Source organism: Streptomyces albidicamelliae (genome assembly GCF_025642175.1).
GTDB classification, from domain to species: Bacteria; Actinomycetota; Actinomycetes; order Streptomycetales; family Streptomycetaceae; genus Streptomyces; species Streptomyces albidocamelliae.
Genome location: NZ_CP106795.1, coordinates 6998808 through 7013400, shown reverse-complemented (window position 1 = coordinate 7013400; position 14593 = coordinate 6998808). Strand labels below are relative to the sequence as shown.

Sequence of the window (14593 nt, the reverse complement as noted above, 5' to 3'; positions counted from 1 at the left end):
GTCACCTCCGGGTCGCCGTGCGCTGGACCCATAGATTGATCAGGACGGCGCCGAGCAGCATCACGCCGAGGAACGCCTTGAACCAGTCGGGGTTCCAGCCTGCGTAGACGATGCCCTGCTGGACCATGCCGAACATGAAGGCACCGAAGACCGGCCCGATCGCCGAGCCGTAGCCGCCGGTGAGCAGACAGCCGCCGATGACGGCCGCGGCGATGTAGATGAGCTCCTGGCCGACGCCCTCGCCCGACTGCACGGTGTTGAACGAGAACAGGTTGTGCATGCCGACGAACCAGGCGCCGAAGCCGACCAGCATGAACAGCGTGATCTTGGTGAACCTGACCGGGACGCCGACCGCGCGGGCGCTGTCCTTGTTCCCGCCGACGGCGAAGATCCAGTTGCCGTACTTGGTGCGCAGCAGCACCCAGCTGGCCAGGGCGGCGAAGACCAGCCACCAGACCACGGTGATCTGCACTTCGACCCCGCCGACGTCGAAGGACGACGCGAAGATCTTCTTGGCCTGGTCGAAGCCCTGCATGTCGCTGATGTCGTCGGTGGCGACATTGCCGGTGACCGACTTGGTCACGGCGAGGTTCACGCCCTGGAGGATCAGGAAGGTGCCGAGGGTGACCAGGAAGCTGGGCAGTCCGGTCTTCACCACCATCCAGCCGTTGAAGGCGCCGACCGCGAGGGAGGCGGCCAGGGCGACGATCACGCCGGTCCACACGTTCAGGGTCAGCTGGTAGCTGAGCATGCTCGCGGTGAGCGCCGAGGTGATCACCGCGACACCGGCCGACAGGTCGAACTCGCCGCCGATCATCAGCAGGGCCACGGGCAGGGCCATGATCCCGATGGTCGAGGACTGGTAGAGGATCGTGGCCATCGAGCTGCCCTGGCGGACCGAGGGCGCGACGATCAGGAAGAAGACCAAGACGGCGGCGGCGCCGAGGAAGACGCCCACCTCTGGCCGGGCCAGCAGCCGGAGCACCAGGGGGCGCCGGGTGGTACGGCCGTCGCTCTGCTCGGGGCCGGGCGCCGGCGGTGTCCCCACCGCCGGCTCGGCGTGCTGGGCCATGCTCATCACCGGGTGCCCTTCGCGGCGAACTCGGAGACCTTGTCGACGTTGGACTTGTCGACGAAGGCCGGGCCGGTCAGCACCGGCTGCTCGCCGCCGCCGCTGTAGTTGCCGTTGTTCTTGTAGAGCCACAGGGAGTCGACCGCCAGATAGCCCTGGAGGTAGGGCTGCTGGTCGACCGCGAACTCGATGGTTCCCTTCTGTACGGCCTTGACCAGGTCTTTGTTGAGGTCGAACGTGGCGACCTTCGCCTTGCTGCCCGCGTCGCCCACCGACTGCACCGCGGTGAGGGCGAACGGCGCGCCGAGCGCGACGACGGTGTCGATGGACTTGTCCTGCTTGAGCTTCGCCGTGATGGTCGACTTCACGGACGGCATGTCGGTGCCGTTCACGTACAGGGTCTCAGTGGTGCCCTTGAACGTCTTCTTCACGCCGTCGCAGCGCTGGGTGAGGCCGACGTTGCCCTGCTCCTGGATCACACAGACGATCTTCTTGGCGCCGTTGGTGTTGAGCTTGTTGCCGACCGCCTCGCCGGACACGCTCTCGTCCTGTCCGAAGAACTCCAGCAGGCCCAGCTTCTTCCAGTCGCTCAGACCGGAGTTCAGTCCGACGACCGGTATGCCGGCCTGCCGCGCCTTGCCGATGACGTTCTTCATGGCGTCCGGCTTGGCCAGGGTGATCGCGATCCCGTCGACCTTCTGGTCGATGGCGTTCTGCACCAGGTTGGCCTGGGTGCCCGCGTTCGGGTCGGCGGAGTAGATCAGCTTGACGTTGTCCTTGGCCGCTGCGGCCTCCGCGCCCTTGCGGACGGTGTCCCAGAAGGTGTCACCGGGTGCCTGGTGGGTGACCAGCGCGACGGTCATCCGGGGGGTGTCGGCCTTGCCCGCGGAGGCGTTCGCCGCTCCTTCCTCGGCCTTCTTGCCGCCGGAGCTGCTGGAGCAGCCGGCGAGGGTGAGGGCTGCCGCGGCGGCCACAGCCACAACGGGGGCCAGCCTGCGGGAGCGGGAGCGAGAAGAGCGGTCCATCTTTCCTTGCACCTCACTGTGCGTCGGGGGAGGGACGCCTGCGCTTGGGCACGCCGTGCGTTGGGACGGGATCCAAGTCCCTGACGGGCTCGCTGTCAATACTTTGTTAAGACATCATTTCACGAGCAGGTCCGAATGTACGTACAAACGATTGACACCGTCGCCCGTCGGCCCCTACACCTGAGAGGCATGAGCCCAGTACACCGCACCCCGCAGCGAACGGCACCGGGTGATCACGCACTCTCCTCACTCCCCCTCCTCCTGGACCGCACGAGCCCCGTCCCGCTGTACCACCAGCTCGCCCGGCAACTGGAGTCGGCCATCGAGCAGGGGGCGCTCGCCCCGGGGAACCTGCTCGGCAACGAGGTGGACCTGTCGGTGCGGCTCGGGCTGTCCCGGCCCACCGTGCGCCAGGCGATCCGGTCCCTGGTGGACAAGGGGCTGCTGGTGCGCCGTCGCGGGGTCGGCACCCAGGTGGTGCACAGCAAGGTCAGGCGTCCGCTGGAACTCAGCAGCCTCTACGACGACCTGGAGGCCGCCGGCCAACGGCCGACCACCCGGGTGCTGCGCAACGAACGGATCCCGGCGGCCGCCGACGTGGCGGCGGCCCTCGCCGTGCCGGAGGGCGCGGAGGTGACCGTGCTGGAGCGGTTGCGCCGCACCCGCGGCCGCCCGGTGGCGTTCCTGTGCAACTACCTGCCCGCGCCCCTGCTCGAACTCCCCACGGAACGGCTGGAGTCGACGGGGCTGTACCGGATGCTGCGGTCCGCCGGCCTGACCCTGCACAGCGCCCGGCAGTCGGTGGGCGCCCGCGGCGCCACCGCCGGGGAGGCCGCCCTGCTGGACGAGGCGGAGGGCGCGGCCCTGCTCACCATGGAGCGCACGGCCTACGACGACACCGGCCGAGCGGTGGAGTACGGCAGCCACGTCTACCGGGCGTCCCACTACGCCTTCGAGTTCCAGCTGCTGGTCAGACCCTGAACCGGAATCCCCCGCTTTCACACAGCCCCCACGGCCGCCCGTGCCGTGGGGGCCTCTTCGTTCCCGGCGCGGCGAACACGCAGGTAACGGTGACGATTACGTTTCGGGCAAGAGACCCCCCAAGGCGACCGCGCCTATTGACGCATGAGCGGACATGGGGCTGTTATTACGCCCACGATGTTCGGTCGAGTTGGTTTCTGAGCGGTTTCGGCGACCTTTCGGTGATCAACTCAACCCCTTGACCGGACCCTGCATTCCTCAGGAGCCGCCATGCGCCTCTCCCCCTCAGGTTCTTCCGTCCCGGGTCCCGGCCGCCGCGCGTTGCTGCGCGGAGCGGGTGGTGCCGCCCTGCTGGCCGGTGCCGGCATACCCCTGCTGTCCGCCTGCGGAAGCAGCGGTTCGGGCTCCGACCCGAAGACCGTCACCGTGGGCTCCAACGCCTCCGACGCGGTGCCGAAGAAGGCCTTCGAGAGTGTCTACGCGGCCTTCAGGAAGCAGTCCGGCATCACCGTCGATGTCAACACGAAGGACCACAACACCTTCCAGGAGCAGATCAACTCGTATCTGCAGGGCACGCCGGACGACGTGTTCAACTGGTTCGCCGGCTACCGCATGCAGTTCTTCGCGGCGAAGAAGCTGGCCACGCCCATCGACGACGTCTGGGCGAAGATCGGGGACAACTTCCCCGAGGCGATGAAGAAGCTCAGCAAGGGCGAGGACGGCAAGTACTACTTCGTGCCGATGACGACGTACCCGTGGGCGGTCTTCTACCGCAAGAGCGTCTTCCAGCAGCACGGCTACGAAGTCCCCGCCACCTGGGACGACTTCGTCGCCCTGCTGAAGCGGATGAAGAAGGACGGCCTGGTCCCGCTGGCCTTCGGCGACAAGGACGCCTGGCCGGCGATGGGCACCTTCGACCAGATCAACTTCCGCCTGAACGGCTACGACTTCCACGTCCAGCTGATGGCCGGGAAGGCCTCCTGGACCGACGCCAAGGTCAAGGCCGTCTTCGACCACTGGACCGAGATCCTCCCCTACCACCAGGACGGCTTCATGGGCCGCACCTGGCAGGACGCCGCGCAGACCCTGGTCGCGAAGCAGGCCGGCATGTACGTCCTCGGCTCGTTCGTGGCGCAGCAGTTCACCGACAAGGCCGCCCTGGACGACCTCGACTTCTTCCCCTTCCCGGAGCTGAACTCCGCGTACGGCCAGGACACGGTCGAGGCACCGACCGACGGCTTCATGGTGAGCAAGTCCCCGAAGAACCACGCGGGCGTGGTCAAGCTGCTGGAGTACCTCGGCTCCCCGGCGGCCGAGGAGCTCTACCTGAAGACCGACCCGAGCGTGGTCGCCGCCGCCGGCAAGGCCGACACGTCGTCGTACTCGGCGCTCCAGAAGAAGGCGTTCGAGATGATCGGCGGCGCCAAGAGCCTTACCCAGTTCATGGACCGCGACAGCCGGCCCGACTTCACCTCCACGGTGATGCAGCCCGGCCTGCAGAAGTTCCTCCAGAACCCCAAGGGCGTGGACAGCCTGCTGTCGTCCATCGAGCGCCAGAAGAAGACGATCTTCGCCTCCGCATGAGCAGCCCCATGACGACCGACACGACGACGAAGAGCCCGGAGGCGGCGCCGCCGCCTCCGGGCACCGCGCCTGCGAGGAAGCGGGGCACGAACGGCCAACAGCGCCTGCTGACCCGCCGTGACCGCATCACGCTCGCCGTGATGGCGGGCGTGCCCACGATCCTGCACGTGGCCCTCGTATGGGTCACCGCGATCGCCTCGATCCTCCTCGCCTTCACCACCTGGGACGGCATCGGGTTCGACTCGATCAGATGGGTGGGCCTGGACAACTTCCACCAACTCTTCAGCGACAACCCGCAGTTCTGGCCCGCCGTCCAGCACAACGTCATCTGGTTCGTGGCCCTCATCCTGGTCCCGACGCCGTTCGGCCTCTTCCTGGCGGTGCAGCTGGACAAGCGGATCCGCTTCAGCCGGGTCTACCAGACCGCGTTCTTCCTGCCGGTCGTCATCTCCATGGCCTGCATCGGGTTCGTCTGGCAGCTCGTCTACAACCCGGACACGGGCCTGATCAACAGCATCATCGGCGCCAACAAGCCCGGCCACTACATCGACTGGATCGGCGATCCGAAGCTCAACCTGTGGGCGGTCCTGATCGCCGCGTCCTGGCGGCACACCGGCTACATGATGATCCTCTACCTGGCCGGACTGAAGAGCGTGGACCCGTCGCTGCGCGAGGCCTCCGCGCTGGACGGCGCCAACGAGTGGCAGACGTTCAAGAGCGTCATCTTCCCCACCCTGCGCCCGACCAACACCGTCGTCCTCGTCGTCACCATCATCGAGGCGCTGCGCGCCTTCGACCTGGTCTTCGTCTTCAACAAGGGTGCCCAGGGCACCGAGTTGCTGTCGATCCTGGTCACCAACAACATCATCGGCGAGTCCAGCCGCATCGGTTACGGCTCCGCCATCGCCGTCGTCCTGCTGGTGATCTCGCTCGCGGTGATCATCCCCTATCTGATCGCCACCTTCCGGAAGGAGCGGCGGGCATGAGCGGCACCACCGTCCCGTCGAAGCGGCGCGCCCCGATCCGCCCGGCCCGCGTCCTGCTGCACGTCTTCCTCGCGGGCACCGCCCTCGCCTGGCTCGCGCCCCTGCTGTGGGCGGTGTTCTCCGCGCTGCGCCCGTACAGCGAGACCAGCGCGAAGGGTTACGTCTCCTGGCCGGACACGCTGAACTTCGACAATTTCACCCACGCGTTCGAGCAGTCGGACATGACGCACTACTTCGGCAACACGTTGATCATCGCGATCCCGGCCGTGCTGCTGACCCTGTTCCTGTCCTCCTGCGTCGCCTTCTACGTCAGCCGATTCGACTTCCGGGTCAACCTGGCGCTGCTGCTGGTCTTCACGGCCGGCAACCTGCTCCCGCAGCAGGTCATCATCACCCCGCTGTACCGGCTGTACCTGCTCACCGATCTGCCGGGGGTCACGGCGAGCGGCAAGCTGTACGACTCCGCCCTCGGCCTGGTCCTCATCCATGTGGCGTTCCAGTCCGGGTTCTGCGCGTTCGTGCTGAGCAACTACATGCGCTCGCTGCCCCACGAACTGACCGAGGCCGCGCTGGTCGACGGCGCGTCGGTGTGGCGACTGTACTGGCAGATCACCCTGCCGCTGTGCAAGCCGGCGATGGCTGCCCTCGCGACCCTGCTGTCGATCTGGATCTACAACGACTTCTTCTGGGCGCTGGTGCTGATCTCGACCGGTGAGAACATGCCGATCACCTCGGCCCTGAACAACCTCTCCGGCCAGTACTTCACCGACCCCAACCTGGTCGCCGCGGGTGCCCTGCTGACCGCGATCCCGACGCTGGTCGTCTACTTCGTGCTCCAGCGCCAGTTCGTCAGCGGCCTGACCCTGGGCTCCAGCAAGGGCTGAGCCGACACCGGTTCCTGCAACAGGCTTCTGATGCACGGCACTTGAAGAGTGCGGCGGCGGCTGGTGGGATGCGCGGCACGAACGGACACCGCCGGACCGGAGGTTCACCGTGCTGCGAGCGTCACTGACGGCCGCCGCGGTCGTCGCCGCGCTGCTCGTCCCCGCCACCGCCCACGCCTCACCGAAGACCCCGGAGGCCGAGCCGGGAATCCCCCCGCTCACCGACCGGCAGGGGCGGGTCCTCACCCTGCGCGGCTGGAACATCGAGGACAAGACGCACCGGGGCGAGGAGGCCCTGACCGGCATCACCGAGCGTCATCTGCGCGACATGCGGGCCGAGGGCTTCGACTTCGCCCGGCTGCTGGTCTTCTGGGACGACCTGGAGCCGAGGCCGGGACAGTACAGCCGGAGCTACCTGCACAGGATCGGGCGCATCCTGAACTGGGCCGACCGGTACGGCGTGAAGGTCGTGATCGACGCCCACCAGGACGTCTTCGGCCCGGCCTTCGGCCACCGCGGCATCCCCGAGTGGGCGACCCGGACCGACGGACTGCCGTTCACCGCGCATCCGGACGACTGGTTCGCCGAGTACTTCGAGCCCGCCGTGCAGCGCGCCTTCACCCACCTCTACGAGGACCGGGACCTGCGCGCCGCCCAGGTACGGATGTGGCGGGTCCTCGCCGCCCGCTTCGCCCGCCACCCGGCCGTGCTCGGCTACGACCTGATCAACGAGCCGATGGGTGAGGCGCGTCCGGGCGAGGACCTGGCGACGGCGGCCCGCCGCGTCGAACGCGATCAGCTGACCCCCATGTACAACCGTCTCGCCGACGCGGTGCGTTCGGCCGACCGGGACGCCTGGGTGTTCGTGGAGCCCACGCCGATCGTCGGCGAGGGCGTACCGACCGGCCTCGGCCGGGTCGACGACCCGCGCGTCGTGTACGCGCCGCACTTCTACGACTCCGCGATGGAGGCGGGCTCCGACTACGACCCCGGCGCCGGCTGGATCGAGGCGTACCAGCGGGCCGTCACCGCGTACCCGAAGCGGTACCGGGTGCCGGTCGTCGTCGGCGAGTGGGGGCCGCTCGACAGCACCCTGCCGCACATGAACCGCTTCTACCGGGACGCCATGGCCTCCCTGGGCCGTTACGCCGCCGGCTGGGCGGGCTATGTCTGGTGCTACGGCGGCGGATACTGCGCGGTCGACGACACCGGTGCCTTCCGGCCCAACAAGGAGCTGACCGCGGAGCCGTACGCGGAGAGCGTCGCGGGCACCGACGTGTCCGCCGCGTACGACGCCGGGCGGGGTGTGTACCGGCTGGCCTACCGTGCGTTCCCGCGCGGCTCGCGGGTGTCCGTGCTCTCCGTGCCGCCGGGCGCCTGGCGGATCAGGGCCGGTGGCCGCGCGGCCGTCGTACGCGGACCGGACGGACGGGCCCGGGTCCTGGCCGTCCCCGGCAGCCGGGTGACGGTCACCGTCGAGCGCGGCTGACGCGGGGCGGCACCCGGGCCGCACGGGCTCCGCACCGTCACCCGGTGCGGAACCTGCCGGAGTACACGTCCGTACGGTTCCGCGGTGTGCCGGAGTGGGTCTCGGTGAGCACCGCCCGCACCCCCTTGCCGTCCGCCACCAGACCTTGGTAGTCGCCGAGGAAGTAGCCCCCGGCGAACGGCGCCTGCAGCCAGTCGAAGACCCGTGAGATCCGCCGTTCGGTCCGGCGTCCCGGGTCGCCGTGCGGCAGGGTGGCCAGCTGGTAGGCGGTGGGCAGGGTGGTGGTGTCGCCCGGCCTGAGGAAGCGGAGGTCGTAGTAGGTGAGCGCGACCGTGCCGCGCTCGTCGACCGCGATCGACGGCGAGAACGCCGGCACCTCCCGCGGGCTGATCAGCTCGGGACTCCCCCAGGTGCGTCCGCCGTCGGTGGAGCGCACCAGCTGGACGGAGTCGAACCTGCCGCCGGAGAAGTCCGAGCCCTCGTAGGCCATGTACAGCGTGCCCGTCCTGGGGTCGATCGCCGGGCTGGGCAGGGTCGCGGCGGCGCGCAGCGGCTTGCCGGGGTCGTTGGGGTCGACCTCCGGTACGGAGGTGTCCCGGGCCACGGTGACCGGGGCGCTCCAGGTCTGTCCGGCGTCGGTCGAGGTGACCACCGCGTAGTGGGCTTCGAGGACGGTGCTCAGGTCGTCGGCGAGGGTGATCCGGTCGAAGAAGTCGTAAAGGGTGCCGGTGCGCCGGTCGACGACGATCAGATGGCCGATGGTCTGGGTGTTGGGCACGGCGCTGGTGTCGACGAACCGCCGGGCCGCGCTCCAGGTGCGGCCGCCGTCGCGGGTGACGGAGAGGTAGCCCGGCCCGTCGAGGGAGCTGGGGCCGGGCGGGTCGTTGTCGAGGCGGTCCCAGACCTGGTAGGCCGTGCCCTTGCGGATCGGATCGGCGGTGATCGAGGGCTTGTCGTTGAAGAACGGCTGCTCGTCGACGTGGGTGGTGGTGAGGTTGCGCCAGGTGCGGCCCCCGTCGCGGGACGTGGCGGCCAGGAGGGCGCTGCGGGTGCTCCTCGTGAAGTCGACGCCCTCTCCGCCGGCGTAGACGGTGCCGTCCGGTCCGGTGCTCACCCACGGGTCGGTGGCCCGTTCGTAGTCCGCGCCGCCGGGGGCGCACAGGCTGAACGGCAGCGTGCTCCGGTGGAAGGTGCGGCCGTCCTTGGTCCAGGACGCCGCCAGGCCGCGGGCGCCACCGTCGTTCCAGCGGTCCTGCTGGAACACGGTGACCACGCGCCTCGTGTCGCGCGGATCGACGGACAGGTACGGCTCGACCTCGGTGCCCGGGTAGACGACGCTGGCGGCGTCTCTCGCGCCGATGGTGCAGCGCGCGTACGGGTCGCCCTGGGCCACCCTGACCAGGGGGGAGCCGCCGGCGTTCGCGTCCGCCGCGGCGGGAGGAGCGCCGGTGGCGGTGACGAGCAGGAGCGCGGCGGTGGTGACGGCGGTCAGGGGCGCGAGGACGCGCATGCGGGATCTCCTCCGGGCCGGCGGGGGTGCGGGGCCGCCGTCGTCGGGGCGGCCGAGGGCGCGGAGGTGTACCGGAACTCAGGAGTGGGACGACTCCGCCTGATCCTTCTCGGCGCCGGGGCCGAAGCCCTTGATGGGCCGAACGGCGGAGCCCTCCCCGGAGGCGTGGGCGGGCACGGCGGAGCCGACCGGCGGTGTACCGCCGGTCGGCTCCTCGGCCGTGCGACTTCTACGGGAAGATCACGTGATCGACTGCGTGGTCCCGTCGGGCAGCGCGCAGACGTAGCCGGCGTAGGGGCGTGCCGTGACCTGTCCGCCGGCGGCCGTGCACTCGTCCCTGGTCATGTTCGGGGACGAGGCGGCCGCGGCGCCGACCGCGCCGAGCGCGCTGATGCCGGCGAGTGTGGCCGCGGCCAGGGCGAGGCCCAGAATCCTTCGCATGCGCATGACTTCCTCCTATCGCGGTTCGTGGGCCGCCGCCCGGCAGGCACCGTTCGCGGCGCCGCCCGCCACCCCGGCCCCGGTCAGCCCGGTCACACAGCCCTGCAGGTCTCCGACCACGCCTCGGCCGCAGGCCGCGGTGACGGAGTCGGAGGCGGTGGCACCGGCCTGCGTGGCCATCTGCGTGCAGGCGGGGATGTCCGCCCGGGCCGCGGGGGCGGTGAGGACGGCACCGCCGAGGGTGAGGGCCAGTGCGGCGAGGACACCGGCTGTGCGGGTCGGACTGCGCATGGGCAACCACCTGCTCTCCAGGCGTCGTTGTCGCGCCTCCCCGGCCGGAGACGATGCCCCCGTACCGGGCGGGACGCACGCGGACCTCTGCTCGCGGCCCGTCACTTAAGCGTCGCACCCTCTCCCCCGCCCGTCCTGCGGGCGTCCCGGGCCCGGACGCACGGAAGACCGTCCTCCCCCTCAGGAGAGAACGGCCTCCGACCTGCGAAAAGCATGGTCGGGACGACAGGATTTGAACCTGCGACCCCTTGACCCCCAGTCAAGTGCGCTACCAAGCTGCGCCACGTCCCGATGCGCTCACTCGCGGTGACCCGCGTGATCGCGCGAACAGAACTTTACCCCACGTCCGGGGGTGCGCCGAAGAGGGCCTCGCGGGACGTTGCGGGGCGCCGGGGGACAATCGGCGTATGACCAGTGAGGGCGGTGCCCGCGCCAGGGACCGGGACGAGGACGGGCGGGCCCGCAACGCGCGGCCCCGGGACGGACTGGGCCGGCCGCTGCCGCACGGCGCCGACGGCGTGGCCCGGCAGCCGGAGGGTGTCGTACGGGCGCCGCTGGAGACGGTCGCGGAGGCGCAGGCGCTGCTGGACGCGGGCCGGCCGTTCCACGCGCACGAGGTGTTCGAGGACGCCTGGAAGTCGGGCCCGCAGGACGAGCGGACCCTGTGGCGGGGGCTGGCCCAGCTGGCGGTGGGGCTCACGCACGCGGCACGCGGGAACACCGTCGGCGGGGCGCGCCTGCTGCGACGGGGCGCGGGCGCGGTCGAGGAGTGGGAGTCACAGCGGGGCGAGGACCGGCCGTACGGGCTGGATCTCGCCGGGCTCGCCCGCTGGGCGCGGGAGCTGGCCGGACGCGTGGCCGGGGGACCGGGCCGGTGGACGCCCGCGACGAGGCGCCCCGGCTCGGGTGGCGCGAGCCCCGCTGACCGGGCCCGCCGAGGCGGTGAGCGGCTCGTCATGAGCATGCGGCAGACTCGGGGCGTGCGAAAGATTCATGTCATCGGTATCGGCGCGGGCGACCCCGACCAGCTGACCCTGCAGGCGGTCAAGGCACTGCGGAGCACGGACGTGTTCTTCCTGCTGGACAAGGGCGAGGTGAAGAACGACCTGACCCAGCTCCGCCGGGACATCCTGGACGCACATCTGGCCGAGGGGTCGTACCGCCTGGTGGAGGCCCGGGATCCGGAGCGGGACCGCAAGGCCGGCGGGGCGGCGTACTCGCCCGCCGTGGAGGACTGGCGCAGTGCGCGCGCCGGGATCTACGAGCGGCTGATCGCCGAGGAGCTGGGCGAGGACGGCACCGGCGCGTTCCTGGTGTGGGGGGATCCCGCGCTGTACGACAGCACGCTGGGGATCCTCCAGGACGTGCTGGCGGCCGGCCGGGTGGCCTTCGCGTACGACGTGGTGCCCGGCATCAGCAGTGTCTCCTCGCTGGTGGCCCGGCACCGCACGGGTCTGAACCGGGTGGCCCGGCCGGTGCAGATCACCACCGGTCGGCGGCTGTCCGAGGGCTTCCCGCCGGGGGTGGACGACGTGGTCGTGATGCTGGACGCCCACCAGGCGTTCCGGCGGTACGCCGACGAGGACATGGACATCTACTGGGGGGCCTACATCGGCACCCCGGACGAGATCCTCGTCTCCGGCCCGATCGCCGAGGCCGGACCCCGCATCGAGCGGCTGCGTGCCGAGGCCCGCGAACGCAAGGGCTGGATCATGGACACCTATCTGCTCCGCAGGAACACCACGGAGGACTGACCGCGTCGCGCGCGGCCGGGACCGCACCGCGCTCCCCCGGGCCCGGTCGTCATCCCGGGGTGAGCCCCAGCGCCGTCAGGGCGGCCGGGACGTCGGCCGCCGTGCGCACGCCGGAGGGGAGGGCGGGACGGCGTACGACGAGCACGGGCAGGCGGAGGTCCCGGGCCGCCGTGAGTTTCGCGGACGTCGCCTCGCCTCCGCTGTCCTTCGTGACCAGGACGTCGATCCGGTGGGCGCGGAGCAGTTCCGTCTCGTCGGCCACCGTGAACGGGCCGCGGGCCAGGATCACTTCGGCGTCCGGGGGCAGCGGCGGTCCGGGCGGGTCGACCGACCGGACGACGAAGTGCCGGTCCGTCAGAGGGGCGAAGGCCGCGAGGCCCAGGCGTCCGGTGCTGAGGAAGACCCGGCGGCCGAAACTTGGCAGCGCCCGGGCGGCCGCGTCGAGGGAGGGGACGGAGGTCCAGTCGTCGCCGGGGCCGGCACACCAGCCGGGGCGGCGCAGGACGACCGCGGGGACCCCGGTGGCCGCCGCCGCCCGGGCCGCGTTGGCCGTGATCGTCCCGGCGAACGGATGGGTGGCGTCGACCAGGGCGTCCACCCGGTGGGCGCGCAGCCAGTCGGCGAGGCCCTCGGCGCCGCCGAAGCCGCCGGTCCGGACCTCGCCCGCCAGCGCGCCCGGCCGGGCGACGCGGCCGGCCAGCGAGGTGGTGACCCGGACGCCGGGGCGGGCGGCGAGTTCCGCGGCGAGACGGCGGGCCTCGGTGGTGCCGCCGAGGATCAGGACGTGCGGGGGCATGGGGGTGAGCGTACCGAGGTGGTGCGGCGCGTTCCGCCGCCCGGGTCGCTACGGTCGGGCCATGGAATCCGTGCGTGCCGTACTGATCGACATCGACGGTGTCCTCACCGTCTCGTGGCGGCCGCTGCCGGGCGCGGTGGAGGCGCTGGAGCGGATCCGCGCTGCGGGTCTCGACGTGGCCCTGGTGACCAACACGACCTCGCGCACGCGCGCGGCGATCGCCGGGACCCTGTCGGCGGCCGGTTTCGCGGTGGACGCCGACGACGTCCTCACCGCGCCCGCCGCCACGGCCGCGTACCTCGCCGAGCACTTTCCGGGCGCGCGCTGCGCGCTGCTCAACAGCGGGGACATCGGGGAGGACCTGGGAGACATCGCGGTGGTCGACGACCGTCCCGACGTGGTCGTCCTCGGCGGGGCCGGACCGGAGTTCGACTACGCGGCGCTGAACCGCGCCTTCGGCCAACTCCAGCGGGGAGCCGAACTGGTCGCCATGCACCGCAACCTGTACTGGCGGACCGACGCCGGGCTGCAACTGGACTCGGGTGCCTTCCTGGTGGGGCTGGAGAGGGCCGCGCGGGTGGAGGCGACGATCACGGGCAAGCCGTCGCGGGCGTTCTTCGAGGCGGCGCTGGCCCGGATGGGCAGGAGCGCCGCGAACGCCCTGATGGTGGGCGACGACATCGAGTCGGACGTGCTCGGCGCGCAGCGGGCCGGGCTCACGGGGGTGCTGGTGCGGACCGGCAAGTACCAGCGGGAGACGCACGAGCGGGCGAGCGGCACCCCGGACCACGTCGTGGACTCCATCGCGGACCTCCCGGCGCTGCTGGGGCTGACACCGTGAGGTCCCGGGTCGAGCCGACGCCGTGAACCCGCGCCTCAGCGGAGCAGCAGTTGCACCCCGCCCACGACGGTCGCCGCGATCACGAGCTGTTCGAAAAGTCGTTGGTTGATCCTGTTCACAGCCCATTTGCCGAACAACGCTCCGGGCACGACGAACACCGCGAGCGCGGCGTCGAGGAACAGCGAGCGTCCGTCGATGAGCCCCAGGCCCACGCTGAACGGCACCTTCGACACGTTCACGATGAGGAAGAAGAACGCCGAGGTTCCCAGGAAGCCCAACTTCCGGAATCCGGCGGACAACAGGTACATCGACATCACCGGGCCGCCCGCGTTGGCGACCATCGTGGTGAACCCGCCGAGCACGCCGTAGGAGCGGGCCTTCATCCGGCCCGCCCGGGTGGAGACCTCGTCCGGCGCGTCCGCTGTCGCCTCCTCGCGGCGCCGGCGCCACACGGTGACGCCGGCCATCAGCAGCAGGATCGCGCCGATCGAGGTCCGGACGATCCCGTCGCCGGCCCGCGCCAGGAACAGCGTGCCGGCCACCACGCCCACCGCGACGGCCGGGAACAGCCGCCACAGCGTGGGCCAGTGGGCGTGCCGCCGGTAGGTGAGGACGGCGAGCACGTCGCCGACGATCAGGACCGGCAGCAGCACGCCGGTGGAGGCGCGGGCGGGCAGGACGGCCGCGAAGATCGCGAGGCTGACCGTGTTGGCCCCGCTGACCGCGGTCTTGGAGAAGCCGACCAGGAGGGCCGCGAAGGCGAGGGCGGCGAACCCCCAGCCGGAGAGGTGCCAGAGCGTCATCGTGTTCATGCGGGAACCGATGCTATGTCCGGACAAGCCTCCGGCGTAAGCACTGTCTCGCCAGATGACACCTGCCACGGAGCCTGCCGCGCCGGCACCGCCCGCGCGGCCCCGGCCGCGCGCGGCCCCGCCCGCG

14 protein-coding genes, 1 tRNA gene and 1 pseudogene are annotated in these 14593 nt (G+C 70.9%); 8 read left to right on the top strand and 8 right to left on the bottom strand.

What is annotated here, in order from left to right; genetic code table 11:
* Window position 1 precedes the first annotated feature (1 nt).
* Window positions 2–1078 carry an ABC transporter permease gene (locus tag N8I86_RS31745; RefSeq protein ID WP_123440394.1) on the bottom strand — a complete coding sequence of 359 codons (1077 nt, stop codon included), beginning with the start codon at window positions 1076–1078 and terminating at the stop codon, window positions 2–4.
* Window positions 1078–2097, bottom strand: coding sequence for a sugar ABC transporter substrate-binding protein (locus tag N8I86_RS31740; RefSeq protein ID WP_073891346.1), 1020 nt, complete (start codon window positions 2095–2097; stop codon window positions 1078–1080). The genes N8I86_RS31745 and N8I86_RS31740 overlap by 1 nt, the downstream gene beginning before the upstream one ends.
* A 189-nt stretch (window positions 2098–2286) precedes the next feature.
* Between N8I86_RS31740 and N8I86_RS31735 the strand changes: the two genes are divergently transcribed.
* From N8I86_RS31735 to N8I86_RS31715, 5 genes are all read left to right on the top strand, one after another.
* The gene (locus N8I86_RS31735) at window positions 2287–3078 is read left to right on the top strand and encodes a GntR family transcriptional regulator (RefSeq protein WP_263279304.1); all 792 of its coding nucleotides are present in this window, start codon (window positions 2287–2289) and stop codon (window positions 3076–3078) included.
* A gap of 270 nt (window positions 3079–3348) precedes the next feature.
* Entirely contained in the window at window positions 3349–4662 is a 1314-nt protein-coding gene (locus tag N8I86_RS31730) for an ABC transporter substrate-binding protein (protein ID WP_263279303.1), read from the top strand.
* A gap of 8 nt (window positions 4663–4670) precedes the next feature.
* A complete protein-coding gene (locus tag N8I86_RS31725) occupies window positions 4671–5648 on the top strand; it encodes a carbohydrate ABC transporter permease (protein ID WP_263279302.1) in 978 nt (325 codons plus the stop codon).
* Entirely contained in the window at window positions 5645–6532 is an 888-nt protein-coding gene (locus tag N8I86_RS31720; protein WP_263279301.1) for a carbohydrate ABC transporter permease, read from the top strand. Before N8I86_RS31725 ends, N8I86_RS31720 begins: the two co-directional genes overlap by 4 nt.
* Window positions 6533–6641: 109 nt before the next feature.
* Window positions 6642–8021 carry a cellulase family glycosylhydrolase gene (locus N8I86_RS31715; protein ID WP_263279300.1) on the top strand — a complete coding sequence of 460 codons (1380 nt, stop codon included), beginning with the start codon at window positions 6642–6644 and terminating at the stop codon, window positions 8019–8021.
* 37 nt (window positions 8022–8058) lie between these two features.
* Here N8I86_RS31715 and N8I86_RS31710 read toward each other — a convergent pair whose 3' ends face one another.
* From N8I86_RS31710 to N8I86_RS31695, 4 genes are all read right to left on the bottom strand, one after another.
* Window positions 8059–9531, bottom strand: a complete 1473-nt coding sequence (locus N8I86_RS31710; protein WP_073891358.1) for a sialidase family protein — start codon at window positions 9529–9531, stop codon at window positions 8059–8061.
* A gap of 240 nt (window positions 9532–9771) precedes the next feature.
* Window positions 9772–9972: a hypothetical protein gene (locus N8I86_RS31705; RefSeq protein WP_260148880.1), complete on the bottom strand. Its 201-nt coding sequence runs from the start codon at window positions 9970–9972 to the stop codon at window positions 9772–9774.
* A 15-nt stretch (window positions 9973–9987) separates the two neighbouring features.
* On the bottom strand, window positions 9988–10263 hold the full coding sequence (locus tag N8I86_RS31700; RefSeq protein WP_093698146.1) for a hypothetical protein: 276 nt from the start codon (window positions 10261–10263) through the stop codon (window positions 9988–9990).
* A gap of 214 nt (window positions 10264–10477) precedes the next feature.
* Window positions 10478–10554 (bottom strand) — tRNA-Pro (locus N8I86_RS31695).
* Between the two features lie 116 nt (window positions 10555–10670).
* Between N8I86_RS31695 and N8I86_RS31690 the strand changes: the two are divergent.
* Window positions 10671–10943, top strand: a pseudogene (locus tag N8I86_RS31690) (DUF309 domain-containing protein); the annotation flags it as partial.
* 300 nt (window positions 10944–11243) lie between these two features.
* Window positions 11244–12017 (top strand): precorrin-6A synthase (deacetylating), encoded by a 774-nt coding sequence (gene cobF, locus N8I86_RS31685; protein WP_263280181.1) that lies wholly within the window; start codon window positions 11244–11246, stop codon window positions 12015–12017.
* Between the two features lie 49 nt (window positions 12018–12066).
* Here the strand turns inward: cobF and N8I86_RS31680 are convergent, their stop codons facing one another.
* Complete coding sequence (locus tag N8I86_RS31680) at window positions 12067–12813, bottom strand: cobalt-precorrin-6A reductase (RefSeq protein WP_263279299.1); 747 nt, start codon at window positions 12811–12813, stop codon at window positions 12067–12069.
* Between the two features lie 61 nt (window positions 12814–12874).
* On the opposite strand from N8I86_RS31680, the gene N8I86_RS31675 reads away from it, so the two are divergent.
* Window positions 12875–13654 (top strand): TIGR01458 family HAD-type hydrolase, encoded by a 780-nt coding sequence (locus tag N8I86_RS31675; RefSeq protein ID WP_263279298.1) that lies wholly within the window; start codon window positions 12875–12877, stop codon window positions 13652–13654.
* Window positions 13655–13689: 35 nt separating this feature from the next.
* Here the strand turns inward: N8I86_RS31675 and N8I86_RS31670 are convergent, their stop codons facing one another.
* Window positions 13690–14466: a sulfite exporter TauE/SafE family protein gene (locus N8I86_RS31670; protein WP_123440388.1), complete on the bottom strand. Its 777-nt coding sequence runs from the start codon at window positions 14464–14466 to the stop codon at window positions 13690–13692.
* Window positions 14467–14593 lie beyond the last annotated feature (127 nt).

What these genes read in the sequence shown, in the direction of transcription:
- N8I86_RS31745 (WP_123440394.1), bottom strand. Translation starts at nt 1,078, where the DNA reads ATGAGCATGGCCCAGCACGCCGAGCCGGCGGTGGGGACACCGCCGGCG.
- N8I86_RS31735 (WP_263279304.1), top strand. Translation starts at nt 2,287, where the DNA reads ATGAGCCCAGTACACCGCACCCCGCAGCGAACGGCACCGGGTGATCAC.
- N8I86_RS31720 (WP_263279301.1), top strand. Translation starts at nt 5,645, where the DNA reads ATGAGCGGCACCACCGTCCCGTCGAAGCGGCGCGCCCCGATCCGCCCG.
- N8I86_RS31730 (WP_263279303.1), top strand. Translation starts at nt 3,349, where the DNA reads ATGCGCCTCTCCCCCTCAGGTTCTTCCGTCCCGGGTCCCGGCCGCCGC.
- N8I86_RS31670 (WP_123440388.1), bottom strand. Translation starts at nt 14,466, where the DNA reads ATGAACACGATGACGCTCTGGCACCTCTCCGGCTGGGGGTTCGCCGCC.
- N8I86_RS31740 (WP_073891346.1), bottom strand. Translation starts at nt 2,097, where the DNA reads ATGGACCGCTCTTCTCGCTCCCGCTCCCGCAGGCTGGCCCCCGTTGTG.
- N8I86_RS31675 (WP_263279298.1), top strand. Translation starts at nt 12,875, where the DNA reads ATGGAATCCGTGCGTGCCGTACTGATCGACATCGACGGTGTCCTCACC.
- N8I86_RS31700 (WP_093698146.1), bottom strand. Translation starts at nt 10,263, where the DNA reads ATGCGCAGTCCGACCCGCACAGCCGGTGTCCTCGCCGCACTGGCCCTC.
- N8I86_RS31705 (WP_260148880.1), bottom strand. Translation starts at nt 9,972, where the DNA reads ATGCGAAGGATTCTGGGCCTCGCCCTGGCCGCGGCCACACTCGCCGGC.
- N8I86_RS31725 (WP_263279302.1), top strand. Translation starts at nt 4,671, where the DNA reads ATGACGACCGACACGACGACGAAGAGCCCGGAGGCGGCGCCGCCGCCT.
- N8I86_RS31710 (WP_073891358.1), bottom strand. Translation starts at nt 9,531, where the DNA reads ATGCGCGTCCTCGCGCCCCTGACCGCCGTCACCACCGCCGCGCTCCTG.
- N8I86_RS31680 (WP_263279299.1), bottom strand. Translation starts at nt 12,813, where the DNA reads ATGCCCCCGCACGTCCTGATCCTCGGCGGCACCACCGAGGCCCGCCGT.